Annotated in this window: 26 protein-coding genes; 18 read left to right on the top strand and 8 right to left on the bottom strand. The window is 31.6% G+C overall.

Going from position 1 to position 25597, the window contains the following annotated elements:
* Nucleotides 1-417: 417 nt before the first annotated feature.
* Genes LPB88_RS14195 through LPB88_RS14205 form a run of 3 tightly spaced genes read right to left on the bottom strand, consistent with a single transcriptional unit; the run spans nt 418 to nt 5966 of the window.
* Complete coding sequence (locus LPB88_RS14195; RefSeq protein WP_230716357.1) at nt 418-2835, bottom strand: ABC transporter permease; 2418 nt, start codon at nt 2833-2835, stop codon at nt 418-420.
* A gap of 1 nt (nt 2836) precedes the next feature.
* Nucleotides 2837-5248, bottom strand: a complete 2412-nt coding sequence (locus tag LPB88_RS14200; RefSeq protein WP_230716358.1) for an ABC transporter permease — start codon at nt 5246-5248, stop codon at nt 2837-2839.
* Between the two features lie 4 nt (nt 5249-5252).
* A complete protein-coding gene (locus LPB88_RS14205) occupies nt 5253-5966 on the bottom strand; it encodes an ABC transporter ATP-binding protein (protein WP_230716359.1) in 714 nt (237 codons plus the stop codon).
* A gap of 280 nt (nt 5967-6246) precedes the next feature.
* Between LPB88_RS14205 and LPB88_RS14210 the strand changes: the two genes are divergently transcribed.
* The 9 genes from LPB88_RS14210 to LPB88_RS14250 all read left to right on the top strand — a co-directional run bounded on the left by LPB88_RS14210 (nt 6247) and on the right by LPB88_RS14250 (nt 13812).
* A complete protein-coding gene (locus LPB88_RS14210) occupies nt 6247-7596 on the top strand; it encodes a sigma-54 dependent transcriptional regulator (protein ID WP_230716360.1) in 1350 nt (449 codons plus the stop codon).
* Between the two features lies 1 nt (nt 7597).
* The gene (locus tag LPB88_RS14215) at nt 7598-8932 is read left to right on the top strand and encodes a PAS domain-containing sensor histidine kinase (protein WP_230716361.1); all 1335 of its coding nucleotides are present in this window, start codon (nt 7598-7600) and stop codon (nt 8930-8932) included.
* Nucleotides 8933-8988: 56 nt separating this feature from the next.
* Nucleotides 8989-9552, top strand: coding sequence for a hypothetical protein (locus LPB88_RS14220; protein ID WP_230716362.1), 564 nt, complete (start codon nt 8989-8991; stop codon nt 9550-9552).
* Nucleotides 9553-9635: 83 nt separating this feature from the next.
* Nucleotides 9636-10139 carry an endonuclease V gene (locus LPB88_RS14225; RefSeq protein WP_230716363.1) on the top strand — a complete coding sequence of 168 codons (504 nt, stop codon included), beginning with the start codon at nt 9636-9638 and terminating at the stop codon, nt 10137-10139.
* Between the two features lie 138 nt (nt 10140-10277).
* Nucleotides 10278-10871, top strand: a complete 594-nt coding sequence (locus LPB88_RS14230; protein ID WP_230716364.1) for a YdeI family protein — start codon at nt 10278-10280, stop codon at nt 10869-10871.
* A 57-nt stretch (nt 10872-10928) separates the two neighbouring features.
* Entirely contained in the window at nt 10929-11492 is a 564-nt protein-coding gene (locus tag LPB88_RS14235) for a DUF4256 domain-containing protein (protein ID WP_230716365.1), read from the top strand.
* A 263-nt stretch (nt 11493-11755) separates the two neighbouring features.
* The gene (locus LPB88_RS14240) at nt 11756-12562 is read left to right on the top strand and encodes an SDR family oxidoreductase (RefSeq protein ID WP_230716366.1); all 807 of its coding nucleotides are present in this window, start codon (nt 11756-11758) and stop codon (nt 12560-12562) included.
* A 12-nt stretch (nt 12563-12574) separates the two neighbouring features.
* Complete coding sequence (locus tag LPB88_RS14245) at nt 12575-12880, top strand: hypothetical protein (protein WP_230716367.1); 306 nt, start codon at nt 12575-12577, stop codon at nt 12878-12880.
* Between the two features lie 17 nt (nt 12881-12897).
* Nucleotides 12898-13812, top strand: coding sequence for an AraC family transcriptional regulator (locus tag LPB88_RS14250; protein ID WP_230716368.1), 915 nt, complete (start codon nt 12898-12900; stop codon nt 13810-13812).
* Between the two features lie 70 nt (nt 13813-13882).
* Here the strand turns inward: LPB88_RS14250 and LPB88_RS14255 are convergent, their stop codons facing one another.
* Nucleotides 13883-14317, bottom strand: a complete 435-nt coding sequence (locus LPB88_RS14255) for a PepSY-like domain-containing protein (RefSeq protein WP_230716369.1) — start codon at nt 14315-14317, stop codon at nt 13883-13885.
* Between the two features lie 218 nt (nt 14318-14535).
* Between LPB88_RS14255 and LPB88_RS14260 the strand changes: the two genes are divergently transcribed.
* The 7 genes from LPB88_RS14260 to LPB88_RS14290 all read left to right on the top strand — a co-directional run bounded on the left by LPB88_RS14260 (nt 14536) and on the right by LPB88_RS14290 (nt 19963).
* On the top strand, nt 14536-15171 hold the full coding sequence (locus LPB88_RS14260; protein ID WP_230716370.1) for a Pr6Pr family membrane protein: 636 nt from the start codon (nt 14536-14538) through the stop codon (nt 15169-15171).
* A 112-nt stretch (nt 15172-15283) separates the two neighbouring features.
* Nucleotides 15284-15853 carry a Crp/Fnr family transcriptional regulator gene (locus LPB88_RS14265; RefSeq protein WP_230716371.1) on the top strand — a complete coding sequence of 190 codons (570 nt, stop codon included), beginning with the start codon at nt 15284-15286 and terminating at the stop codon, nt 15851-15853.
* 78 nt (nt 15854-15931) lie between these two features.
* On the top strand, nt 15932-16669 hold the full coding sequence (locus LPB88_RS14270; RefSeq protein WP_230716372.1) for an SDR family NAD(P)-dependent oxidoreductase: 738 nt from the start codon (nt 15932-15934) through the stop codon (nt 16667-16669).
* 81 nt (nt 16670-16750) lie between these two features.
* A complete protein-coding gene (locus tag LPB88_RS14275) occupies nt 16751-17356 on the top strand; it encodes a bifunctional 2-polyprenyl-6-hydroxyphenol methylase/3-demethylubiquinol 3-O-methyltransferase UbiG (protein WP_230716373.1) in 606 nt (201 codons plus the stop codon).
* Between the two features lie 75 nt (nt 17357-17431).
* Nucleotides 17432-18271 carry a hypothetical protein gene (locus LPB88_RS14280; RefSeq protein ID WP_230716374.1) on the top strand — a complete coding sequence of 280 codons (840 nt, stop codon included), beginning with the start codon at nt 17432-17434 and terminating at the stop codon, nt 18269-18271.
* 83 nt (nt 18272-18354) lie between these two features.
* Nucleotides 18355-18780 (top strand): VOC family protein, encoded by a 426-nt coding sequence (locus tag LPB88_RS14285; protein ID WP_230716375.1) that lies wholly within the window; start codon nt 18355-18357, stop codon nt 18778-18780.
* A gap of 337 nt (nt 18781-19117) precedes the next feature.
* A complete protein-coding gene (locus LPB88_RS14290; protein WP_230716376.1) occupies nt 19118-19963 on the top strand; it encodes a class I SAM-dependent methyltransferase in 846 nt (281 codons plus the stop codon).
* A 101-nt stretch (nt 19964-20064) separates the two neighbouring features.
* On the opposite strand, the gene LPB88_RS14295 is transcribed toward LPB88_RS14290, so the two are convergent.
* Together LPB88_RS14295 and lepB are read right to left on the bottom strand one after the other, a co-directional pair.
* On the bottom strand, nt 20065-20646 hold the full coding sequence (locus LPB88_RS14295) for a bifunctional (p)ppGpp synthetase/guanosine-3',5'-bis(diphosphate) 3'-pyrophosphohydrolase (protein ID WP_230716377.1): 582 nt from the start codon (nt 20644-20646) through the stop codon (nt 20065-20067).
* 204 nt (nt 20647-20850) lie between these two features.
* Nucleotides 20851-22464, bottom strand: a complete 1614-nt coding sequence (lepB, locus tag LPB88_RS14300) for a signal peptidase I (RefSeq protein ID WP_230716378.1) — start codon at nt 22462-22464, stop codon at nt 20851-20853.
* Between the two features lie 172 nt (nt 22465-22636).
* On the opposite strand from lepB, the gene LPB88_RS14305 reads away from it, so the two are divergent.
* A complete protein-coding gene (locus LPB88_RS14305) occupies nt 22637-23095 on the top strand; it encodes a hypothetical protein (protein ID WP_230716379.1) in 459 nt (152 codons plus the stop codon).
* Between the two features lie 123 nt (nt 23096-23218).
* On the opposite strand, the gene LPB88_RS14310 is transcribed toward LPB88_RS14305, so the two are convergent.
* Nucleotides 23219-23785 (bottom strand): nucleoside monophosphate kinase, encoded by a 567-nt coding sequence (locus LPB88_RS14310; RefSeq protein WP_230716380.1) that lies wholly within the window; start codon nt 23783-23785, stop codon nt 23219-23221.
* A 408-nt stretch (nt 23786-24193) separates the two neighbouring features.
* On the opposite strand from LPB88_RS14310, the gene LPB88_RS14315 reads away from it, so the two are divergent.
* Nucleotides 24194-24655 (top strand): hypothetical protein, encoded by a 462-nt coding sequence (locus LPB88_RS14315; protein WP_230716381.1) that lies wholly within the window; start codon nt 24194-24196, stop codon nt 24653-24655.
* A gap of 359 nt (nt 24656-25014) precedes the next feature.
* Here the strand turns inward: LPB88_RS14315 and LPB88_RS14320 are convergent, their stop codons facing one another.
* On the bottom strand, nt 25015-25566 hold the full coding sequence (locus tag LPB88_RS14320; protein WP_230716382.1) for a DinB family protein: 552 nt from the start codon (nt 25564-25566) through the stop codon (nt 25015-25017).
* Nucleotides 25567-25597 lie beyond the last annotated feature (31 nt).

Consider the following 25597-nt stretch of genomic DNA (forward strand, 5'->3'; position numbering starts at 1 on the left):
CCGACCCAGAGGGAAACGCCATAATCGAGATTAAGGAAACGTTATGGTTGTATGATAGATTTTTTTAATGGGACCCAAAATTAGAATAGTCCTCTCTGGTTTTTTTCTTTGGATTTAAGAGCATAAAAAACAAACTTGGACTCTGGCCTGTCTTTTAAACAAAAACCTTTAATTTTTCTTTTAAATGGTTTTTTTTTAGGATTCTTAATATATAATCATTGAAAAACAAATTTCCATTCTATTTGGTGATTTGCTTTTTATTTATGGAGTAGTTAAATGAAGAAGCTCTAGTTTTTAATTAATTTATATTGTTTTTAGAATGCATTATATATTAAAAAACTCCTTAATTTCTTAAGGAGTTTTTCGTGACTAACATTAACAATTTATTCTAAAAAATGATTCTTGTTCTATAATCTTCTATTCATATTTCAAATATTTCAAAACATCGGTTTTTGTTGCTGTATATGCTCTTGAGAGTACAATTATTAAAGTGAAAGTTAATAATGTTATAAAACCTGTAATAAATGGAAGTAAAGTAACATCTATTCTGAAAGCAAAATTCTCCAGCCATTTATTCAGTAAATAATAAACCGGAAACAACGCGATTACAAAACCAATAATGCAATACAAAATATATTGTTTAGATAATTCTTTCAATAAAACATTTGTGTCGGCGCCAAGCGTTTTTCTGATTGCGATTTCTTTCATTCGTCTTTGTATAGAATAAGATGCTAAAGCGAATAAACCAAAAAGCGCAATTAGAATTACTACAATGTTTAGCAGTGAAAACAAGTTTTTTTGCTTCACATACGATTCATAGGTTCTCGCATATTCTTTATCTACGAAATCATATTGAAACGGATATTCGGTATCGACTTTCGACCATAATTTTTCTATGTTCGTAATAGTGTTTCCAAGATCGTCTGATTTTAGTTTTGCATAAACTTTGTTAATGTTCTGCGTCATACCAAACATTTTGATATTGTAAAAAGCAATTGGCGGTACTTTTAATTCAGGACTTAATAAGCTGAAATCCTGTACAATACCAATTATTTTTACTTTCTGCTCATGAATTAAAAGTTCCTTGCCAATAGGATCTTTAAGATTCATTAATTTTAATGCGCTTTCGTTTATGATCACAGAATTTATAGTATCTGAAGCTAGTTTTCTATCAAAATTTCTTCCCTTAATTATTTTGATGTTCAGCATTTTAAACATGCCAAAATCTAAAGGGATAACGCGTTGTTTAAAAAGTTCATTATTGTATAAAACACCTGATATAGAATTGTCTGAACCATCAAACGTAATAAGCCCCGTAGAGACTTGTTCGACGCCTTTAATTTTGCTGAGCCGCTGTTTTATGATGTTGTATTTGTTGTAAATATTTTGGGCTGCATTTTCTCCCTGGTAATCAACTGATGGGAAATTTAAAGATACCGAAATTACCTGATCGCCCTTAAAACCCAGATCTTTATTCTGTAAATATTTAATTTGCTGGTATACGATATTTGAGCCAATAATAAAAAAGGCTGCAATGGCAAACTGAAAAATAAGCATTCCGTTGCGCAGCCAGATACCGTTTTTGCTTCTTTCGAAATTTCCTTTCAAAACTTTAAAAGTTTCGAAATTGGATATATAAATGGCCGGAAATAATCCTGCCGTCAAAATTGTAATGATAAAAATCAATATCAATTGTATGTAAAACTGACTGGCAAGAAGTACAATGTTTTTGTTTAAAAAGTTGTTGTAATACGGCAAAGTCAGCTCTACAATTACTAGCGCCAGTAAAATAGAAAAAGTCGTGGTTAAAACTGTTTCAAAAAGAAACTGACTAACAATATCGCCTTTTGATGCACCCGAAATTTTACGTACTCCAACTTCTTTCGCCCGCTTTACAGCATTAGCAGTTGCGAGATTGATGTAATTAACAATCGACAAAACGAGAATCAAAACAGATAAACCCATCATGATTATTAAAAACTGATAATTTCCTCGTGTTTCAGGATAACCATCTATTATCGAATGTAATCTGGCTTTTGATAAAGGTTCAAGAATAACTGTAAAATGACCCACTTTTTTAGCCATAACTTCGGGTGTAAAACCTGCTTCTTTGGAAAGTAGCGTAATAAAATTGTGGTTGTAAAGTCTTTCGAGCTTCTGTCTTGTAAGATCAAGTTTTGACGGGTCTTTTACTTTTAATAATAACTTTAAAACAAACGGACCAGTCAATCCGGAAGTTGTATATTGTTTCATTTTATTGATGATGGCATTTGGCGCAATCGAAGAATTTCCTGGAATATGGTACACGGCCCTTACAGAAAAAAGCTGGTCAAAACATTTTATTTGTTTTCCAATGGGGTTTTCATTTCCAAAAATCCTTTTAGCCGTAATATCTGAAATAGCAATACTCGCATCATCTTTTATAGCTGAAATTGAATCGCCCTTAATAATTTTGAAAGGAAAAAAAGAAAAGAAATTTTGTTCGACATTGATAATTTTATCTACAAACTCCTTTTTTCCTTTGTAAATAATTTTATCCTTTTGATACCAGCTATCAGCATATAGTATAGATTCGATATTTGGATCTTGGTCTAAAGTCGGTTTCAGGAATAAGGCACAATCTGACAAAGCGGGCATATCGCTTAGTTGAACCAAAACCTGATAAACTTTTTCTTTTTCAGGATTCCAGGCATTGTAACTCTGTTCGTCGTTCCAATAAAGTAAGGCGAATATTAATCCCGCGATTCCTATTGATAATCCTAAAACATTTAAAGCCGTAAAGAACTTGTTGTTTTTGAAGTGATAAATAAATATGTTGATCCAGTTTTTTAGCATTTTACTCGTATTTTAAGTGTTTTAGAACATCAATTTTGGTTACTTGGTAAGCTTTTGCCAGTACAATTGTCAATGTTAGAAACATTAACGCACTAAGGGCGACAAAGAAGGGAAGTACGGGAATGTCAATTCTGAAAGCAAAATTTTCAAGCCATTTTCGCAATAAAAGGTAGGCGGGAATTATTCCGATTACAAAACCAATCAAACAGAAAATCACGTATTGTTTTGATAATTCTTTCAGTAAAATATTGGTTTCAGCGCCTAATGTTTTTCTGATCGCGATTTCTCTCAATCTTCTTTCCATAGAAAAGGAAGCTAAAGCAAACAACCCGAAAACGGCAATCAGAATTACAATTGCGTTTAAAAGTGAAAATAATTGACTTTGATCCTGATATTTTTTATACGTTCTGGCATAGTTTCTATCAACGAAGTTATATTCAAAAGGGTATTCAGCATCCACCTTTGTTTTCCAAAACTTTCCAATAGCATCAATGGTTTGTGACATTTTATCTGGAGAAATTTTAACCGCGATCGTATGCATTTCATTTTGAGACCATGATTGCGTTTTAATATGAAAGAAAATCATGGGGCTAATTTTGTTTTCAAGCCCAAAATAATTAAAGTCTTTTACAATTCCGACTACCTTATAATTGCCATCCTGCCAGTTGACGATCTTATTTATAGGGTCTTTTTCCAGTAATGTTTTCGCTGCAGTTTCATTTAATAAAACATTTGAAATGGTGTCTGAGGAAATTTTTTCTGTTAAATCACGTCCTTTTATCAATTGTACTTTCAAAAGATTCAGCATTCCAAAATCAATACCCATTTGCTGTGTTATAACCTCCTGGTGACTTTTGTAGTGTAAACCAGCCCATGAATTTTCCAGACCGCCAATAGAAAATGATCCTGTAGAAACGGCTTCAACACCATTAATTTTTTGAAGTTCCTGCTGAATTGCTTTATATCTTTCAAATTGTCCTTTTCCTTTTTTAGACTTAAATGAAATATCGATGACTTGCGCTCCTTTAAAACCTAAATCTTTTTCAGTCATAAAATTTACCTGTTGATACACAATAAAAGAACCAATGATAAAAAATGTGGCAATAGCAAATTGTAAAATCAGCATTCCATTACGAAGCCATACACCACTTTTACTCCTCGAGAAGTTCCCTTTTAAAACTTTCAGTACTTCAAAATTTGATATGTAGATCGCAGGAATAACACCAGAAACAAAAACAACAAGAATGAAAACTAATACTAATTGAAGATAGAATTGACTGCCAATAAGAATGAGATTTTTGTTTAATAAAGCGTTGTAAAAAGGCAATGAAAGTTCTACAATTACCAGGGCCAGCAATACTGAAAAAAGTGTAATCAATATGGTTTCAAATACAAATTGAATAACGATTTGCAATTTTGAGGCACCAATAACTTTTCTTATACCCACTTCTTTAGCACGTTTTACAGCATTGGCAGTTGCCAGATTAATGTAATTGGCAATCGATAATAACAGAATTAGTATGGATAAAGCCATCAATATTTGTAAAAAAATCAGATTGCCATTTCCTTCGGCAAATGGAGTATTTCCTTGATAAAGTCTTGCTTTGGTGAGGGGTAATAACTGTGCTTTAAGAGGTTCGCCGTATCTTTTTATGAAGGCTTCAAGAGATAAACCCTCTCTCTTTGCCTGCTTTTTGTAGTTTTCTTCAAGGAAGATCTGATCCAATTTTTTGATAACCGCAGTGGTGTCACTTTGTTTTTTTAGCTTAAGTATTAATCCATAATTCAAACCCCAGCTTTCTCTGTTTTTTTCTAAATCCTCTTCTATGATCGTTGTAACTGCAGATGGCATCACCGAAGATTTTTCGGATAACCGATATACTCCTCGAACAACAAAAAGTTGTTCAGCATATCGGACTTGTTTTCCCATCGGATTCTCGTCTTTAAACAAACGTGAAGCCGTTTCTTCAGAAATTGCAATGCTGTTGCGATCGTGAATAGCACTTTTTGCGCTACCGTGAATAAATTCAAAAGGGAAAAAAGAAAAGAAACTGCTTTGCGCTGTAAGAATCTTATCAACTAACTCTGTCTTTCCGTGGTATTGTATGGTTTGCTTCGAGTAATTGGTTCTAAAATAGCAATAGGCATCTAAATAAGATGTGGTAGATTTTAAAATAGGGGCTGGAACTGCTGAAGATACAGCCCAGATATTTCCTCCTCCAAGATTACTCATTACCGAATAGACTTTATCTTTTTCGGGATTCCATTGGTCATAGGCATGTTCTTCATTCCAATACAAAATCGCGAAAATCAATCCCGCAATTCCAATACCCAAACCCAAAACATTCAAACTTGTAAAAAGCTTGTTATTTTTGATGTGGTATATAAATATGTTGATCCAGTTTTTAAGCATGATCTTAATTGTTTAAAGAGGCTGCAAAAACATCAACATTTCTATTGTTTGTTTTTTCAGAAAGGATAATCCCGTCTTTCATTAAAATTGTTTTTTGCGAGAATGAAGCATCATAATCAGAATGTGTCACCATCAAAATTGTAGCTCCACTAGCGTGCAAATCAGTCAATAATTCCATTACTTCATTACCATTTCTACTATCCAGATTTCCTGTAGGTTCATCGGCAAGAATAATTTTCGGATCATTAATTAAAGCTCTGGCTACCGCAACACGTTGTTGTTGACCTCCTGAAAGTTGCTGCGGATAATGTTTCAATCGGTGCGAAATACCCAATATTGTTGCTATATCCTGTACTTTTTTCTTTCTTTCTGATGCCGGAACATTATTGTAAATCAGCGGTAATTCGATATTGTCAAAAACGGATAATTCATCAATTAGATTAAAATTCTGAAATATGAATCCAATATTTTCTTTTCTGGCTTTCGATTTTAATTTCTCTTTGATGCCAACCATTTCCTGACCCAATAATTGATAACTTCCGTCAGAAGCACTATCTAATAATCCGATGATATTTAACAAAGTCGATTTTCCGCTTCCGGATGGCCCCATGATCGAAACAAAATCACCTTGATTAATGGTTAATGAAATTTCGCTTAAAGCATTTGTTTCTACTTCTTCAGTTCTAAAAATTTTTGAAAGGTTTTTGATGTTGATCATAATCGTTGTTTTAAGATTGATGTTTTTTTAAAGATTTTTTATTGCTGAAGTAGCAGAAACAGGTTCGAAATTAAGATAATTAACAATATAATCGATAGATGCCTATTTTTGTTACTTTTACCAACAATAATGTTTCACATATTTGATGATTTGCTAATCTTATTGTGATTTTCGTGCCAAAATTTTAAAGATTGTAACTGTCTTATTTTTAAAATTTTATTTTTTCAAAGAAATCTGAAGTGTCCATTTGTGGACAGCTTTCGTCCAAAACCGAACAAAAATGAAAAAAACAAATGCCTCAATATTAATTATCGACGATCAGGAAGACATCCTTTTTGCGTCGAAAGTGTTCCTGAAAAAGTATTTTGAAGACATTTATACGCTTAATAATCCAAAAAATATTGTCGAATTATTGTCAAAAAAAACAATTGATGTTGTTTTGCTTGATATGAATTACAGAATTGGTTTTGAAGACGGAAGGGAAGGTTTGTATTTATTGAAAGAAATAAAAACGCTTTCGCCAAAAACGGTTGTGATTTTAATGACTGCTTTCGGAAAAGTCGAAACAGCTGTCGAAGGTTTAAAAAATGGTGCTTTTGATTATATTTTAAAGCCTTGGGAAAACAAAAAACTGCTTGAATCTGTAAAACAAGCCGTTGATAAATCGAGAAAAGAACAAAAGAAAGTTAAGAATGTCGAAACCGAAAATGACTTTTTTATTGGTAGTTCCGAAATTATAAAAAAGGCATATTCACTGGCAGATAAAGTGGCGAAAACGGATGCTAATGTTTTAATTCTTGGAGAAAACGGAACAGGAAAATTTGTTCTGGCGCATCATATTTTTAGTGAATCCGAAAGAAAAAACAATCCATTTGTGGCAGTTGATTTAGGATCTTTGAATTCTAATATCTTCGAAAGTGAGTTGTTCGGTTATGCCAAAGGAGCTTTTACAGATGCTAAAATAGATACTCCCGGACGTTTTGAAATGGCGCAAAACGGAACTATTTTCTTAGATGAAATTGGGAATGTTCCGTTGCATTTGCAATCTAAACTTTTGCAGGTAATTCAGACTAAAACGGTAACAAGATTGGGAGAAACGAAACCAAGACCTTTAAATGTCAGGATTATTACTGCAACGAATTTAAATTTGAAAGAGGAAGTTGCTGATAAAAATTTCAGGGAAGATTTGTATTATAGAATCAATACAATGGAAATTATTTTGCCTCCGTTGCGCGAACGAAACGAAGATAAAATTCCGTTGGCAGAATATCTTCTGGATAAAATGATCGAAAAATACGGGAGAGACGAAATTGCTTTTGATAAAAAAGTTCTGGAACAAATCGAGAAACACGCCTGGAATGGAAACATCCGGGAAATGGAAAATAAAATTGAGCGCGCCGTAATTCTTTGTGAAAACAATAAAATTACAGTTGCCGATTTAGATTTGGAAACTATCACAGCCTACGAAGAAAATCCCGATGATATCCAGCTTTCGTCTGTAGAGAAAGCTGCAGTCGAAAAAGCTTTACTCAAAAATAATAATAATATCAGTAAAACTGCCGATGAACTTGGCTTGTCGAGAGGTGCATTGTATCGTCGTTTAGAGAAGTATAACATTAGTGTCAATTAATATGTTTAAATCATTTCAGACCTACAAATTGCTGTTTTTAAGATTAATTTGTATTGTAGCCGCAATTGAAATTTCGATTTACTTTTTTAAAGACGGTTTGCTTTTTACGGGAGTATTTGGACTTTTTATTGTTTTTCTTCTCATTAGGGAAATGTATTTTTATGTTCGAAATTTTGTTTTGCTTTATGATAAAACTATTGCTTCGATTTTGCAGAATGACTTTACTTCGGATTTTACCAAGCATAAATTCAATAAAAGTTACAATGATTTATTTCTATTGTATGATACTTTAAAACACAAGCAAAACGAACAGGTTTCAAAAGATATTATTTATCGTTCGATCCTGAATAATATCGAAACCGGGATTGTTATTTTGCAAAAGCAGGAAAATGATTGGGATATTTTTTTGATGAACGATTATTTCTCTTCACATTTTAATGTTCCGAAAGTTTCTAAATGGAAGTATCTTAAAAATCAATTACCATCTTTATGTGAGATTATTGAGGAAGATAATTTTCAGGAAATAAAAACATCTGTAGAAATCAGTATAAAAGAACAAAATATGCAGACGTTTGTTTTGCAGGCTTCAAGAACAGAGATTTTTGAGAAAGATTATTTTATCGTTTTACTCGATTCGATTCAGAATGTAGTCGAGAAAAAAGAAAAAGATGCATGGGTAAATTTGATGAAAGTGATTTCACATGAGCTTTTAAATTCCATAACACCAATTCGTTCTATTTGCCAGAATTTGCAGGATTTAGTCGAACAGGATTCCTTATCGGCTGAAGATTTAGAAGATGTAAAAAATAGCGTTGAAACGATGTTGAGACGAAGTGATCATCTTCAAAAATTTGTCGAAGGTTATCGAAAGTTGGCAATGCTTCCTTCTCCCAAAAAAGAAAAAATAGAATTGCAGCATTTGATAGACAATTGTATACAAATTATGAATCCTTTGTTTAAGGAAAATCAGATTGAAGTTGTAAACACAATTTCTTTTAAACGCTGGATAAATGTTGATTCTCAGCAAGTCGAACAAGTTTTGATTAATCTTTTGACGAATTGTATTTATGCCTTAAAAAATATCGATCAAAAACAGATTTTAATTTCGGCGGAAGCCAAAGAAAATCGCCTTTTTATAAGAATTGCTGACAACGGAAATGGCATTGAAAAGGAAATTGAAAACAAGATATTTTTACCTTTTTTTACCACCAGAAATGAAGGTGCAGGAATTGGATTGACACTTTCTAAAAATATTATTGAAGCACATGGTGGTTATATTTCATATAAAAGTGAAGTTGGAAACACTGTTTTTGAAATTTCTTTAATTGAGGAATGATTTTATTTTTAAAGTTGTAGAAATAAATATAGTAGTTATGCTTAATAAAAATATATATGGAAATAGATAGAGACTTAGTCCGAAAAATGATAGATGATTCTATAGGGGGTGATTATGTTATTGATGAATTCATAAATAGTTCTAAATATATATTTATAACCTATAAACATAAAGAATTTGATGACGATGATGAAAGAGGGAAATTAATAGGACCCGGACCAATAGTTTATAACAAAGAATCGAAGGAATATACAACTAGTGGAAGTGGTGAATTTGTTTGTGGAAAATACTCTGGTTACTTAGATGGGTTTAAGGAATATATTGAAAAAGAGTTATCTTTTGAAGAAATTAAAAGTAATATACTCCGAAGAAAATATGTGAATCATGATGATATTTGGTATTTAGAACTTATTTATAAAAAAGGAAAAGGAGATTTTAAATCATACCTTACAAAAAACAGAAACTATAATCTTATGTTGCATAGTATTTATTGTTCTGAAGATCTTGATTCTATCGCATATTTTGAAAATATTTGGATAGAACTTAAACTAAAGTATGAAATAATAAGCCCGAATGAGATATTATTGTGGAAAAGCTATTCTGGAGATCTGCTTGGTTGAGAAGTAGATTTTGCGTTTATAATCTTAGAACAATGCATTGTTTTCCGGATTAATTTATATTAGCGAATAAAAGATTTTTTAAAATGATATTAGCATTTGATACTTATTACTTTGACGGAAAAGCAAAAACCGTTTGTCTTGAATTTACAGAGTGGAACCAAAGTGAAAACTTTAAAGTTCACACCGAAATAATTGACAATGTAGAAGAATATATTCCGGGAGAATTTTACAAAAGAGAACTTCCATGCATTCTGAGTCTATTAAATAAAATGGATTTAACAAATCTTGAAGTCATTATTGTAGACGGATTTGTTTATCTGGACGACGAAAAGAAATACGGTTTAGGCGGTCATTTATACGAAAAACTAAACAAGAAAACTCCAATAATTGGGGTTGCCAAAACAAATTTTGCTTCGATTGAAAAAGACAAAAAGAGTTTGATCAGGGGCGAAAGTGTAAAACCATTATATGTCACAGCAATTGGAATTGAATTGGAAGACGCTTTCCAAAAAGTAGAAAGTATGGCTGGCGAATTTAGAATGCCAACTTTATTGAGGGAAATGGATCGATTGACGAAGGAAATATAAATTAGCGTTTTTGTTTAATTGTATTAAACATAAGTGTTTTAAAAAATCTGTTAAATTTAATTTCTTCTTCCATAAGATTTTTTAAATTAGCATTAAGTATGAATTTTAATACACAACAGTAATTAAAACAGATTATCGATGAGCCCGAATAACTCAAATCCAAAAGTTGATTTTTACTTTGATAAAGCCGAAAAGTGGCAAAAAGAATTGGAACAATTACGTGCAATTGCGCTAGATTGCCAACTTACGGAAGAATTAAAATGGGGCACTCCATGTTATACTTTAGGAGATAGAAATATTGTTTTAATACATGATTTTAAAGAATATTGTGCGTTTTTGTTTTTTAAAGGCGCTTTGCTAAAAGACACCGATAATATTTTAATTCAACAATCAGATAATGTACAGGCTGGGCGCCAGATCAGGTTTACAAATCTTAAGGAAATAACAGATCAGAAAGATATTTTGAAAACCTACATTTATCAGGCTATTGAAGTAGAAAAAGCAGGTTTGAAAGTAGATTTGAAAGAAACAGCTGAATTTGAAGTTTCAGAAGAATTTCAGAAAAAACTGGACGAAATGCCCGACTTAAAAAAAGCATTTCATTCCTTAACTCCCGGACGACAAAGAGGCTATTTGTTACATTTCTCTCAGCCGAAACAATCTAAAACGAGAGAATCAAGAGTCGAAAAAAATATACCCAATATTCTGGACGGAAAAGGATTGAACGATTAATTTGGGAATGTAGATAAACTCAAAAATTATTTAGAAACACAAATAGGCTAATAAAATATGGGAGTCAACAAGAAATTATCATCAGATCAACAAGAAGAATTATTTAGCGTTCTGGAAGCTCGTTTTGAGAACAATCTTAATCGCCATAAAGGAATTGAATGGGATAAAGTAAGAATAAAATTATTGGCAAATCCTGATAAAATTTGGTCACTTGACGAAATGGAAAGAACCGAAGGAGAACCGGACGTTGTAGGTTTTGACGAGAAAACAGGTGAATATATTTTCTATGATTGTTCTGCCGAAAGTCCAAAAGGACGCAGAAGTATTTGTTACGATCATGAAGCACTCGAGAAAAGAAAAGAACATAAACCGCAAAACAGCGCTATAAATATGGCTGCCGAAATGGGGATTGAAATCCTGACGGAATCACAATATCGCGAATTACAAAAACTCGGAAAATTTGATGCAAAAACGTCAAGCTGGATTATAACGACTCCGGAAATCAGAAAACTTGGCGGTGCATTATTTGCCGATTTTAGATATAATACTGTTTTTGTTTATCATAACGGAGCAGATTCTTATTATGCCGCAAGAGGATTTCGTGGTTCGTTGAGAGTATAAATTAAATTTTATAGGTTTTATTTGAAGCTAATCCAGCCATACATTATATCTTTTATGACTCCCGATAGCTATCGGGACCGCCATAAAAGGATACCATTTCTGTCTGGGCTAAAACACAGTTTCATAAGAAATCTAGTGTTTTATAATAACACACTAATTAAAAATTGTGCTGTCGTCATTTTGGCTACTAAAAGAACCAAACAGGCTACATTAAAGCTTCTGTTTCTATAGACTTTTGCATTGTGATCTTAAAACAAGAAAAAATGCAAAAGACAATTTTTATTACAGGCGCTTCATCGGGATTAGGAAAAGCTACGGCAAAATTATTTCATAGCAAAGGCTGGCAAGTAATTGCAACGATGCGTAATCCTGAAAAAGAAACCGAATTAAACCAGTTAGAAAACGTGATTTTACTTCCGCTTGACGTAACTAATTCGGAACAAATTAATGCTACAATTCAAAAAGTTACCAATTTATATTCGATAGATATTGTTATGAACAATGCCGGTTACGGATTAATTGGCGCTTTAGAATCTTTATGCGATGAGCAAATTCACCGCCAAATCACCACAAATTTACTAGGAGTTATCCGGGTTTCAAAAGCTTTTACGCCTCATTTCAGAGCTAAAAAAAGTGGTGTTTTTCTAAATATTTCTTCAACATTTGGATTAATCGGATTTCCAACTTGTTCCATATATAGTGCTACAAAATTTGCTGTCGATGGTTTTTCAGAAAGTATGGCTTATGAATTGGTACAATTTAATACACAAGTAAAAGTAATTGCGCCTGGCGGAATGCAAACTGATTTTGCCATTCGATCTATGGAAGTTGGGCAACACGACGCTTACGTAAAATTGACCGAAGAAGTAAGCAAAGGCTACAGCGCTGAACAAATTGCAAATTACAGTAAGGTAGAAGATATCGCTCAAATCGTGTACGAAGCTGCGACAGATAATAAAAATCAATTGAGATATATTGCCGGAAATGATGCTAATGCTTTGTACGACGAAAGAATGAAATCAGGCGCAGAATCGCAAGTGCAGAATATCAAAGCAATGTTTACTTTTTAATTTAGAGAAGTTATGAAAAATCAAGCCATAGAATTGACTACTTTTAAACTTAACGGTTTTACGATCGAGCAATTTATTGCAGCTAATAAAGAAGTAGACGAATTCCTGAAACGTCAGGAAGGATTTAGATCCAGAAGTATTTTGGAACTCAAACAAGGTGTTGTTTACGATATGCTTATTTGGGATAGTAAGGAACAAGGAACTGCCGCAATGCACCAATTAATGACAGAACTTAGTGATTCAGTCGTTCATGATATGATTGATCAAAGTACCGTGAGTTGGAATATTGCAACAATAGAACATTTTGTAAATTTGTAAAAAGAGGTATTGAAACAATGAAAGATCAACCAAAAATATTCAACAACATATCTGAATTGCATAAAGCGATGGGACAACCCAAACCTATGCATCCACTTATTAGTATTCTGAATTATGGCGAAGCGGTTTTTGATCCTAAAGATTTTGAAAAAGGTATTATTTTGAATTTTTACAAGATATCTTTCAAAACTAATTTTATAGGGAAATTGCGCTACGGACATGGTTTTTATGATTTTGAAGAAGGCGGAATGTCATTTGTATCACCAGGACAAATTTTGCGTATGCAGGATGAAGAAGCTGATTATAGCGGAATGTCATTGCATATTCATCCAGATTTTTTTAGACCTTACTCTTTAAATATCACTATAAAAAAATACGGCTTTTTTGGTTATTCTGCTTCTGAAGCATTGTACTTATCAGAGAAAGAGAAAGAAACGATTTTGGGTGTTTTTGCAAATATTCAGAATGAATTGAATGAACGAATTGATAATTTTAGCCAGGATGTGATTATATCACAAATCGAACTTTTACTCAATTATAGTAACCGCTTTTACAACCGTCAGTTCTTAACTCGAAAAGCGATTAATAATGATGTACTCGCAAAACTGGAAACGTTATTGAATACTTATTTTGATGACGAAAAAACGGTTCTAAACGGAATCCCAACTGTACAATTTGTTGCCGATGAATTGAAACTTTCTCCAAGATATCTGAGTGATTTACTTAGAAATGTTTGTGGTCAGAATACACAGCAATTTATTCATGATAAATTAATTGAGAAAGCAAAAGAATATATTGCAACGGGAACATTATCTGTTTCTGAGATCGCTTATAAATTAGGTTTTGAACATCCACAATCGTTCAATAAATTGTTTAAGAAAAAAACAAATAGTAGTCCAATTGCCTTTAAAGAATCATTTTATAAAAATTAATTCCGTTTTAAAAACAGATTTAGAATCATAAAAAAAACTCCATCTGCTGCGGCTGATGGAGTTTTTAGTTTTAATCTTTTTTACCTTTTATAAACTTTCCTTCTTTGGTAAATTCAAGATCAATTTTGTTTGTCAAATCTACATCGAGATCTTTGTGACCATAATCAATGTGTGTAATTTTTTCGTTAGGATAATTTTTTGCCACATAATCTTTAATTGATTTCGGAATAAAATCTGTCGGAATTGGTTTGCCTTCTCCATCAACTTCCCGATAAGAACCGTCTTTCCAAAATTCAACTTCAGTACCGTCTTTAAGTATGACTTCGTAACCTTTTTCGCCATGTTCAGCATCTTTCTTTGCAGTAACAACTGTGGTGTGACTAAAATATTTTAGAAGAAAATCCTGAGATGCTTTTGGTAATTCAGAGGTTTTAATTTTCTTTTGAGCGTGTGCCGATAGTACAAAACCTAGTAACAATGCGGCAAGAATGATTCTCGTTTTCATAGTTTGCGTATTTTAAGGTTGTCGTAAAAGCTAATTTACGATAAGTAAAATCGCATTCAAATCAATTTAAGAAAGCTTTAGTTTAATGTTAGGGATTTTTGTGTAAATTTAATTTTATGTAACAACGATATCACTTAAAGAAAAAAATGTAAAATCTAAGTTCGTGTTTTTGTTTAGTTGAGAATAAAAGTATAATGTTCAATAACCTGTAATTTCGAATGAATAGTACTGAAAATAAATCAAAGAATAAAGTGCTTTTTGCTTCCATAACAGCTTTTTTTGCCTGGTTTGCAATTCTGTTTCAACTCTATCTTACGGAGGGAACGGTGATTAATTTTCTTAGTTATTTTACTATTTTGTCTAATTTGTTAATTGCATTGTGCGTAACATTTTCGGTCTTTTTATCACAAACAAAAACAGGAATATTCTTTTCTGGCATTTCTGTTCAAACGGCGATTACTCTTTATATATTTATTGTTGCCTTGGTTTATAATGTTGTTTTGCGCGGAATGTGGATTGTAACAGGCTGGCAATTGATTGTTGATAATCTGCTTCATGTTTTAAATCCAATTTTATATATTTTATATTGGTTCATCTTTGCTTCAAAAGAAAAATTAACCTGGAAAAACGGTGTTTATTGGACTTATTTTCCTTTGGGTTATTTGATTTATTCTTTAATTCGCGGCTCTGTTGTAAACTGGTACCCGTATCCTTTTTTGAATGTGACGAATCTCGGCTATAAAAAGGTTTTGATAAATGTTAGCTTCATGATTGTTCTGTTTTTTATTACAGGATTATTATTAATTGCGATCAACAATAAGTTTAGAAATAATAAATACTCTTCTTCTAAATAATTTCAGATGACTAATGCTTAGTTATTTTACGAATGTAAATTGTATAATGACTGCATTCGTTTTTTTGCCAAATGACAAATCCTTCCAAAATAACTTTGATTAACTTGCAGTTATGAAAGAATTTATAGACTACCTATTACAATTTGGAGATTTAAATCAGCAACAACTTGATTTAATTACGAAGAAAGCAACTGAATTAAATCTTCAAAAAGACGAGTATTTTTCTGAAGCGGGAAAGATTGCTCAACAGGTTGGTTTTATTTTAGACGGAATCGTACGAATTTGCTATTATAATAATAAAGGAGAAGAAATTACCACATATTTTATTGACGAAAATAATCTTATAGTCGATTTCGAAAGTTTCGAAAATGATATTTCTTCAAATGTTTACGTTCAGGCAACTACTGATTGTAAGTTATTAGTTTTCTCAAAAAAAGACTGGCGAGAACTTTTAGAGACTATTATTCCGTGGGAAGGTATTGTGCATAAAATTATTTCAAAAAAAATGAGACAAAAAGTAAATAGAATAAGTCGGTTAGTTTCAGAAGATGCAACAACACGTTATTTGGAGTTTTTGGAAATTTATCCCAATGTTGTCAATCGAGTTCCACTTTCTTACGTCGCTTCTTATTTAGGAGTTACACAATCTTCCTTAAGCAGAATCAGGAAAAATATACGTTAAATCGCTTTTTGTCAAATGGCAAATGATTTTGTTTTGAAACGAATGACCTTTACTTCAATAATTTAAAAGATAAGAAAAATGAAATCAGTATTAATTACAGGAGCAAATAGAAGTATAGGATTAGAAATTACAAAACAACTTTCAAAAAAAGGTTTGTTTGTTTATTTAGGAACCCGCGATCTTGAAAAAGGAAACGCAGTAGTAAAAGAATTAAACGAAAATGGATTCGAAAACATCAAAGCCATTCAAATTGATGTTACAAATCCGGATTCAATTGCAACCGCAAAAAGTATTGTCGAAAAAGAACAAGGCAAATTAGACATATTAATCAATAATGCAGGAATAAGCGGTGAATTTCCTCAAAGCGCCTTTGATGCGCCAATAAAAGATATTCAGAATGTATTCGACACCAACTTTTTTGGTGTTATAAGTGTTACGCAGGTATTTTTAGAATTGCTTAGAAAATCAGAAAGCCCAAGGATTAGTAATATTACGTCAGGACTTGGATCTTTAACATTACATAGTGATCCAAATTGGAAATATTATAATTTTAAAGCCACAAGTTATGTGACATCAAAAGCAGCTTTGAATGCTTACACGATTATATTGGCTTATGAACTTAGAGATTTACCATTTAAAGTAAATGTAATTGATCCTGGTTTTACAGCAACAGATTTTAATCATCATCGTGGACCTGGAACTGTAGAAAGCGCAGCAAGTTTTATCATTAAACATACAGATACAGATGAAAATGGACCAACAGGGAAATTTTTTAGTAATGATATTGAGGACGAAACAGGAATTAGTCCGTGGTAATTGTTATGATTCTAAAGGTCGAAAGAATTGAGTTTTTCTTGCGACCTTTAGAAAATAAAATACATAAGTAAAAGTAATATCATGGCAGAATTCTGGGAAGATAATTTTATTGAAAAACAAGAAATGTGGGGACTTGAACCGTCTAAGTCTGCAATATTGGCAAAGGTTTTTTTTGTTGAGAACTCCATAAAAAATATTCTGATTCCAGGAATTGGCTACGGAAGAAATGCACAAGTTTTTAGAGAAAACGGAATTACGGTAACGGGAATCGAAATATCAAAAACAGCAATTGATCTTGCAGCAAAACATTTTGGTACAGATTTGAAAATTTATCACGGTTCTGTGACCGATATGCCTTTTGATAATAACCATTATGATGGAATATTCTGTTATGCGTTAATTCATTTATTAGATAGCGACGAAAGAAAAAAACTAATCAGGGATTGCTATAATCAATTATCAGAGAATGGTTTCATGATTTTTACAGCAATTACAAAAGAAGCTCAGACTTACAGAAAAGGAAACTTTGTAAGCAAAGATCGCTATGAAATATTTGATGGAGTCAAAATGTTCTTTTATGATAAAGAATCAGTTCATACTGAGTTTGATCAATTTGGATTATTGGAAATCATAGAATTGGATGAAAGTTTTCCGTTCTTTTTTATAAAATGTAAAAAAATGAAATAAAGTTTTTGTTGGGTTCAGATTGTTTTGTGTTATTGATGTTAAAATTCTATATTCGTGATAACAATTAACTAACCAATGAAATTAAAAAGATTTTTTTCAAGCGAATTATTATATGTTATAATTTGTCTGTCCTCCTTATTTTGCAATGCACAAAATAATAAAACCTATCAAAAAACAGAACTGACCATTATTGGGACTGTTCATTTTCCAACCAAGAATATAAATGCAGATACTATTTATTCGGCTTTAGAAAGATTGAAGCCTGATATCATCTTGATGGAATCTGATAATAGTAACTTCAATTCAGATTTTACTTTTAAGAAAACTTACGATGAAAATGAATGGAACGCTATTATAAAATACAGGACTAATTTTAAAAATGTGTTATGCAGACCAATTGAATTTGAAGGAAGAAATGATTATAGAAAAACAAACGGAATTCAGAATGTAGACGTTGTTTTTAATGAAATTAATCTTTTAGATTCTTTAAATCTACTTTCGGTAAAACATAAAAAAATATGGGCGAGATTTGTTGAGTTAGCCAATTTTTTAAGCGAATTTGACAATAGCTCTTTAAAAGAAATAAATTCGGTTTCTGTAGAAAATTTGGTTCGCGAAAGACAGTTTTATCAGTATCAGAAATTAAAAGAAATTGTAGATGAAAATGATGAATTTGCAAAGCTAAAAGTGAATACGGCAAGTAAAGAATCAATTTCGTACAGAGAAATGTATAATAGATATTGTTATTTTGAGGAATTAAGAAACAGGACAATAATTGAGAATATTCTAAAATGGAAGGCCAAATTTCCAAATAAAAAAATTGTGACTTTAATTGGTTTCTATCATAAGTACTTTTTAACAAACGAGTTGAAATGGAAACAGAAAGAAAATGATTTTGAATTGAAAGTATATTAGAGATAAAATCAAAAGCCCGTAATAATCATACCGACTATAATAGTTCATAAATTTGTAGATAGAGAATTAAAAAACAATCAAATATGGAAGATTCAAAAAAACAATCGGACAACCCAAATTCATCAATTGATGCAACACCAAAGGTTACGGGAATTGGCGGTATTTTCTTTTTTTCAGATAATCCGAAAGAAACCAAAGAATGGTATTCTAAAAATCTTGGACTTGAAACAAATGATTGGGGTTCGACTTTTGAATCCAGAGATATTAATAATCCTGAAAAAGTAAATTCACTTCAATGGAGTCCTTTCAAAAAAGGAGACGAGTATTTTTCTCCATCAAAAAAAGAGTTTATGATTAATTACCAAGTTCAGCATATCGAAGCACTTGTAGATAAACTCAAAGAAAACGGAGTGACGATAATAGATGAAATCACGAGTTATGACTACGGAAAATTTGTGCATATTCTGGATACTGACGGAAATAAAATTGAACTTTGGGAACCGGCTTAATGGCGAAAGGGATTAAAAATATCTAATAACATAGAAAAAAAAATTATGGTATTTTCTTGCAGCATTCCTTCTCGTACTTAGAAAGAATTTGAGAGTTGCGATGAATAATGAAGAAGCTATCGAAACCGAATTAATTAAAGAAAACGGTCTTAAATTGAATGCTAATTAATTATCTGTTAATCAATAATTTATATCTGGATATTGCGTAAATTAGCTTGTTAAAAACTTCAGCTTATACCATAAAGAAAACTTCTCTTATGCTTGGTATAAATTAGTTAGGAATCATGCTAACTTTTGGGGAAACGGAAACAATTACAGAACATAAAAATTGAAGAAAATGGAACCGCACCTTGAACAAATTCGCGAGCAGCAAAAGCAGTCTTGGAACAAATTTTCTGGAGGCTGGAAGAAATGGGATGAACTCGTAATGGATTTTTTAAAACCCATGGGAGACGAAATAATTAGAGCACTGAATCCACAAAAAAATGATGTTATTCTTGATGTTGCTTCAGGTACAGGAGAGCCAGGATTAACAATTGCCGGAAAAGTAACGGGAGGCAAAGTAGTCATGACCGATCTTGCCGATGACATGTTAAAGATAGCCCGTGAAAATGCAGCGTTAAGAGAAATCGAAAATATTGAAACTGTAGTGTGTGACGTTTGTGAGCTTCCTTTTCCTGATAATACATTTGATGCTATAAGTTGTCGATTTGGATTTATGTTTTTTCCTGATATGCAATTAGCAGCCAAAGAGATGGTTCGTGTTCTTAAACCCGGAGGAAAAATTGCTACAGCTGTATGGAATGTTCCTGAAAAAAACTTTTGGGTTACAGCTACGATGGGAACTATTAATAGAAATATGGAACTTCCACCGCCGCCGCCAGGTTCACCGGGGATTTTTCGTTGTGCCAAAGATGGATTAATTTCGGATATTTTTTTGCAAGCCGGATTAAAGAATATTTCTCAAGTTGAGGTAGCTGGAAAATTGAACTGCAAAACAACTGATGCTTACTGGGGAATGCAAACTGAAGTTGCTGCTCCAATAGTTGCTGCTCTCGCAAATGCTAGTGATGATATGAGAGAGAAAATAAAATACGAAACTTATGCGATAGTTAACGAAAGATATCCTGACGGGAATGTTATAATTGACTCAAGTGCACTGGTAATTTACGGAGAGAAATAAATGTTTATACCTGTTTTAGATTTTTAGAAACTCTCGGCAAAATCGCATAAAAAAACTCCTTAAGAAATTAAGGAGTTTTTTTAGGTTATAAAGTTATTATGCTAACTAACTTGAGAAGTATTAAGAAAACGGTGATACTCTTTAATTTTAATTTTTAACCTTTCGGCTAAATAGTTGTTTCCGTCTTTTAACTCGTCGTGTATAATTTTAGCTTCTTCAATATACTTTAGCTTTTTTTCGTCAGTCCAGTAATAGGGTGGTTGGTACAAATTTGTAATTCTGTCCGCCATTTTAACGGCCCAAATTTCTACAGGCTGATCCTTAATTCTTTTTAGACTATCAAGCATTTTTTCCAACGATCCTTCAATGTTATCATTTTTAGTTAGTGCAAGAACTCCACTTGCAACCTCATGTCCAAAAAGTTCGTTTACTTTTTCGTAGGTGAAAGCAGTATCTTCGATAGTATCATGAAGTATAGCACATTTAATAGCCAAATCGGCATTTATGTTTTCTGTTGATTGAATGGCGTTTAAAACTTCAAACACAACACTTCCAATATGATTTATATACTCTACTTGTTCGCCATTATCCAAACCACCATATTTTTGACCATTATGCAATCTTGAAGCTAATTGCCATATTTTTTGAATTTCATCTATTGACCATTGTTTTTGTTGTGCCATTTTTATTTTTTTTAAAATTAATAGATGCCTATTAAAGGATATTTTGAACAATAAATATATAAAAGAAAAACGTCTTCATCCCATTCTATATAAACAATATTTCCAGAAATAAGCATAAAAAAACTCCTTATGAAATTAAGGAGTTTTTGTGGTTTTTACGAACCTGTTCTTGAATTATTTTCTGCTTGGTTTAAAGAAATTTTCTTAATCATTACCAAGTCTTTTTTTTCTGATTATTTTATTTACTCCAATGTAAAGAGCTATTAGTCCTAAAAAATGTATTAGATAAGACTTAGGCTCACCATTTCCATTTACTACAGAAAAAACGCGATTCCATCTTACTTTGTTAATACCCTGGCCATCTTTATCCCAGCTAAACCAGATAAATACTGGTTTTCCAATTACGTGATTAAAAGGTACATATCCCCAGAATCTTGCGTCTAAAGAGTTTTGACGATTATCTCCCATCATCCAGTAATAATCTTGTTTAAAGGTATAAGTAGTAGATACTTTTCCATTTATTAAAATCTTACCGTTTTCAATTTTTAAATTATTCTCTTCATATTCTCGTATAATTCGTTTGTAAAGAGGCAGTGTTTTTAGATCCAATTTTATGGTTTTTCCTTTTTGCGGAATATAAATAGGTCCAAAATTGTCAACATTCCAACCCAAAGACGGAATATGAGGAAACACACCTCCATCTTCTCCCTTTGGTGATAAATATTTTTTAACTCCCTTTACAACCGGATTCTTTGCCAATGCTGCGGCTTCATCATTTGTTAATGTCAAAAAATATTGGCCCGTATTGGTAAGCGCAAAACTTCCATTGTCATATTTCATACCTTCTCTGACGCCATATTTATGTACAAGATCATCTTGACTAATAGCATCTCCTTTCGTATCAATAAAAAAATTATATTGAGCTTTTGAATCTTCTGGTAAGTTGCTCATTTTACCATTGATATAAATATTTCCGTCGCGAATTTCTAAAGAATCCCCAGGTATTCCAACACAGCGTTTTACTAAATTTGTTTTTTTATCAATTGGCTTGTAGTAATTCCTATCAGGTTTAAAGTTATCCATATCACGTAATGTGTCTGCAGGTTGATTAAAAACTACAATCTCATTACGTTTAATCTTTTCTATTGACGGAAGTCTAAAATAGGGTAATTGAAACTTGTTTAACAGTGATGTTTCTTTTTTTGTAACATCATCATTAAATAAATATGATTTCGTACCAGTAAAAGGAATCGAATCATGCACCATCGGCAATGCAATGGTAGTCATAGGTGTTCGTGCTCCAAAATTAATTTTACTTACAAACAAAAAATCTCCAGTTAACAATGTTTTTTCCATTGACGAAGACGGAATCGTAAATGGTTGTACAATGTAAGTATGCACTAATGTAGCGACAATAACAGCAAATAAAAGTGAACTGATAGTATCTTCCGTTTTAGTTTTCGGCTGAACATCTCTATTTTCAATATAGGTTAGTTTTTCAGAAGTATAGTTTGAAAAAGTGATATAGAATCCTAATGTTAGTAAAACCAATACAATATCCTTTCTGGAGTTTTTTTCAAAACTTCTAATAAGCTCTATCCAAACTACAGGAATCATTAAAAGATTAATAATGGGAATAAAAAGAAAGAAAACCCACCAACGAGGACGATTTATAATTTTCATTAAAACAACCAGATTATAAATTGGTATAAATGATTCTACAGGTTTTCTCCCTGCTTTTGAATAAAGTTTCCAGGTAGATAATCCATGAACAATTTGCATTATTAAAATAAAAAAGAGCCATTGAGATAGAGTCATGTTTTGAGTTTTATTGGTTATTTTTTATAAAGTAAGAATACAATGAATACAGAAAAGTTTTTTACTGATATGGTATAAGTAGTTTTTTGTATAGTTTGTTACAGAATATTGAAATAAAAAACTCTAATATTGCATTGATCAATAATCATGAATTGAAGTCGTAATATAGCAAATGAAGGAAATACTAATTTTTTGTTTTGTAATTTTTGCTTTTAATCTAGCGGTTAGTTTTTTCAGGACTCAGTTCAGTAAAAAAAAGGGGCAAGAAATTTTAAAATTATACCGTCAGGAGAAATTAGAAAAAGTAGACGTTAAAATTTCAGAAACAAGATATTCTCGTTTTTCAAATCGTGGAGGAACTTTATGTTTTTTAAAATGTACAATGTATTATTCTGAAAATGTATTGATTTTTACACAAAACGAAAATTCCAATTTTGCAGAAATTAATTTTACCTTACCATTGGTTGTTCATCCTGTAGACATAAAAAATATTTTTATAAAAACAGATGAATATATTCTGAATGTTGGAAATTCAAAATCAGGAAGAAAACTTCAAATATTTTCAGATAGCGAAAATGAGTTATTGAAGGTGATTTTTAATGGTTTCAAAAAAAGCCTGATTCCATTTTAGATTTGTTCCAAGAAAAAGATATTTAAAAAAAGCATAAAAAAAACTCCTTAAGAAATTAAGGAGTTTTTTGTTTTGAAAGCAGAATATTGAATTTGTGAATACTCTGAATTGCTTTAGTTAGAATCAATTTAAGCTATCTTTAATTCGTTTTGTTATTTCATCAATTGTTCCCAATCCGTCAAAAGTCAAAACTTTAATTCTGGACTTCATGTATTCGATTGCCGGTCTTGTTGAACTTTCAAAAACTTCAATTCTTTTAAGATGGATTGCGGCATCTTTGTCATCTTTTCGATCAGAAGTTTCAGCTCTCTTTTTTGCTCTTTTTAAAAGTTCTGTCTTTGGAACATCAATATTAATTACCTTTCCGATTTTCATTTTTTTTGATTCAACAAGTTCCATCAAATCATTTACCTGTGGTTCAGTTCTGGGATATCCGTCTAGAATTATTCCGTTATTTGATCTATTTTCATCAAGAATTTTACTGAAAAGATCTTTCATTATGGAGTCAGGTACCAAATCACCTTTTTCTTCATATTCAGACATAATCTTTCCAATTTCCGTTTCATTTTGTTTTTCTAAGCGACACCTGTCTCCGGTTGAAATATGTTGAAATTTAAGTTCTTCTTTTAAAATCTCGCATTGCGTGCCTTTTCCGGAATATGGAGGGCCTGTTATTATTAATATTTCCATTTATTTATAAAGTTTTTTGAAATTTCTTTAAACCTTGATCTGTATGAACTGCTTATGTCAACTTATACAGGGCTTCACAAATTTACAAGAAAACGGATTGTTTTTTGAACTAATAAACTCCTTAATTTCTGAAGGAGTCTCTAGGTGGGCTTTAAAAACTTGCTTAGGAACCATTTTTTGCAGGATTTAAAGAAAATCTCAATGAGTAATCGTTTTTATTTATCTTAAAAAGCTAATAAATTGTAGTAAAAATATTTCTTATATTCGCTTGAGGAAAAGTCAATTTATTGCACAAAACCAGCTAAAAAAATGTATTTAATGCCATTTTGTGGTAGGTAAAAGAGAGTTGGGTATCATATTACAATAGCCCTCAGTCAACAAAGAATATTTTAATAACTAGCGACTATTATGAATAAAATATGGATATATAACGATGACGGTTCTTTCTCACTTTACCATAATGACATGGAAATCGGAACACTTAACAGAGGAGATGATTGGGCTAAGCAACTAACAACCTTCAATATATATTCAGAAAATTATAAAATCAAAACCCGATTTGGTATTTTTCGTAAAAATAGGAATTGCATATTAAATGAGCAAGGAGAAACTATTATAGATATAGAACTTGGTTTTAACCAAAAATTCAAATGCCAAAATCGCCATCTATTGTTGACTTTTACTGACAAGCCATTTTGGAAGTGGGCAATAATGGAAGGTAACAAAGTATTGACATCTTACGAAATAAACCTGTCAGACCCACAAATTGGACCGAACATAGAATGCAGTGATGAAGAATATAATAATTATATATTTGACTTCATATTAGGAAACCTTGTTTTAGGTAAAACAGCGCAAGATTTTTATTAAATGGGTTGTATATGTAAAAGTACGAACGTCCAACATGGTTTTTGCGTAATAATCCATACACACAAAGAAAATCCCGAATAGATTCTCAACAATAATATTTTTTTTAAAAGACATAAAAAAACTCCCTAATTTCTTAAGGAGTTTCTTGGTGGGGTGTCAGGGAGAGCAATCGAACTCTTAATCCCTATTTTGACCTTTTTTGAAGCTATAAAATGAAATATTTGATAAGTCATATTTACGCTTCTGGCTTTACTACAGTTGGAGGGATTAAAACTTAGTTTCCTAGCCCACATAACTAAGTTTTTAAAAAAGCGCATTTCGACAAGTATAAACAGTGGTTTTACAAAACCTTATTAGCTTTAGGTATTTTTCATCGCAACTTGTATTCTGTCTATTTGGCTTAAATGTCTAATAATGTGATTGATGAAAAATTGAAAAGTATCGCCCAATCGTAGCTTAATGAAACTTGAAATTGAAGTCTTAATCTTCACTTTATTTAAACTTACATTTCTTGATTGATTTAACAAATCCAAAAGTTTGATTTGTTGGTTTATAAATCTATCAATTACCGATTTGTCAAGTTTGGCATTCAATGGATTTTTGTCTTTAAAAGTTTTCATTTTATTTAGCTTTTCTTTTGGTAACATACTTTTGGCAAAGTAATTTCCTAAAATACCACTGTTAAATTCAATGTCAGTTTTAATGGTTGAATTTTTTATTTCATTTTCTATTTGTGGCAAATAAAAATCGCCATATAAATTCAAGTGCTCCAAACACTCCAAGATGCTCCACGAAATTTCGTTTTCCTTCCATGTTAAGGTATTCAAATCATAACTTTGTAGTTTTTCTGCTTGGTTTATAATTTGTCTTGACTGCTCTAAAAGCATTTGTGTTAATTTTTCAGATTGCATAATTTAAATTTTTTATACAAAATTGTAAAAA

The sequence above is a fragment of the Flavobacterium sp. JAS genome, assembly GCF_020991455.1.
GTDB lineage: Bacteria > Bacteroidota > Bacteroidia > Flavobacteriales > Flavobacteriaceae > Flavobacterium.

Coding starts and splice junctions, on each gene's coding strand:
- LPB88_RS14210 (WP_230716360.1), top strand. CDS start 6,247: ATGAAAAAAACAAATGCCTCAATATTAATTATCGACGATCAGGAAGAC.
- LPB88_RS14255 (WP_230716369.1), bottom strand. CDS start 14,317: ATGAAAACGAGAATCATTCTTGCCGCATTGTTACTAGGTTTTGTACTA.
- LPB88_RS14195 (WP_230716357.1), bottom strand. CDS start 2,835: ATGCTAAAAAACTGGATCAACATATTTATTTATCACTTCAAAAACAAC.
- LPB88_RS14285 (WP_230716375.1), top strand. CDS start 18,355: ATGGAAGATTCAAAAAAACAATCGGACAACCCAAATTCATCAATTGAT.
- LPB88_RS14320 (WP_230716382.1), bottom strand. CDS start 25,566: ATGCAATCTGAAAAATTAACACAAATGCTTTTAGAGCAGTCAAGACAA.
- LPB88_RS14240 (WP_230716366.1), top strand. CDS start 11,756: ATGCAAAAGACAATTTTTATTACAGGCGCTTCATCGGGATTAGGAAAA.
- LPB88_RS14270 (WP_230716372.1), top strand. CDS start 15,932: ATGAAATCAGTATTAATTACAGGAGCAAATAGAAGTATAGGATTAGAA.
- lepB (WP_230716378.1), bottom strand. CDS start 22,464: ATGACTCTATCTCAATGGCTCTTTTTTATTTTAATAATGCAAATTGTT.
- LPB88_RS14260 (WP_230716370.1), top strand. CDS start 14,536: ATGAATAGTACTGAAAATAAATCAAAGAATAAAGTGCTTTTTGCTTCC.
- LPB88_RS14200 (WP_230716358.1), bottom strand. CDS start 5,248: ATGCTTAAAAACTGGATCAACATATTTATATACCACATCAAAAATAAC.
- LPB88_RS14235 (WP_230716365.1), top strand. CDS start 10,929: ATGGGAGTCAACAAGAAATTATCATCAGATCAACAAGAAGAATTATTT.
- LPB88_RS14220 (WP_230716362.1), top strand. CDS start 8,989: ATGGAAATAGATAGAGACTTAGTCCGAAAAATGATAGATGATTCTATA.
- LPB88_RS14310 (WP_230716380.1), bottom strand. CDS start 23,785: ATGGAAATATTAATAATAACAGGCCCTCCATATTCCGGAAAAGGCACG.
- LPB88_RS14280 (WP_230716374.1), top strand. CDS start 17,432: ATGAAATTAAAAAGATTTTTTTCAAGCGAATTATTATATGTTATAATT.
- LPB88_RS14305 (WP_230716379.1), top strand. CDS start 22,637: ATGAAGGAAATACTAATTTTTTGTTTTGTAATTTTTGCTTTTAATCTA.
- LPB88_RS14215 (WP_230716361.1), top strand. CDS start 7,598: ATGTTTAAATCATTTCAGACCTACAAATTGCTGTTTTTAAGATTAATT.
- LPB88_RS14205 (WP_230716359.1), bottom strand. CDS start 5,966: ATGATCAACATCAAAAACCTTTCAAAAATTTTTAGAACTGAAGAAGTA.
- LPB88_RS14265 (WP_230716371.1), top strand. CDS start 15,284: ATGAAAGAATTTATAGACTACCTATTACAATTTGGAGATTTAAATCAG.
- LPB88_RS14230 (WP_230716364.1), top strand. CDS start 10,278: ATGAGCCCGAATAACTCAAATCCAAAAGTTGATTTTTACTTTGATAAA.
- LPB88_RS14275 (WP_230716373.1), top strand. CDS start 16,751: ATGGCAGAATTCTGGGAAGATAATTTTATTGAAAAACAAGAAATGTGG.
- LPB88_RS14225 (WP_230716363.1), top strand. CDS start 9,636: ATGATATTAGCATTTGATACTTATTACTTTGACGGAAAAGCAAAAACC.
- LPB88_RS14290 (WP_230716376.1), top strand. CDS start 19,118: ATGGAACCGCACCTTGAACAAATTCGCGAGCAGCAAAAGCAGTCTTGG.
- LPB88_RS14295 (WP_230716377.1), bottom strand. CDS start 20,646: ATGGCACAACAAAAACAATGGTCAATAGATGAAATTCAAAAAATATGG.
- LPB88_RS14315 (WP_230716381.1), top strand. CDS start 24,194: ATGAATAAAATATGGATATATAACGATGACGGTTCTTTCTCACTTTAC.
- LPB88_RS14250 (WP_230716368.1), top strand. CDS start 12,898: ATGAAAGATCAACCAAAAATATTCAACAACATATCTGAATTGCATAAA.
- LPB88_RS14245 (WP_230716367.1), top strand. CDS start 12,575: ATGAAAAATCAAGCCATAGAATTGACTACTTTTAAACTTAACGGTTTT.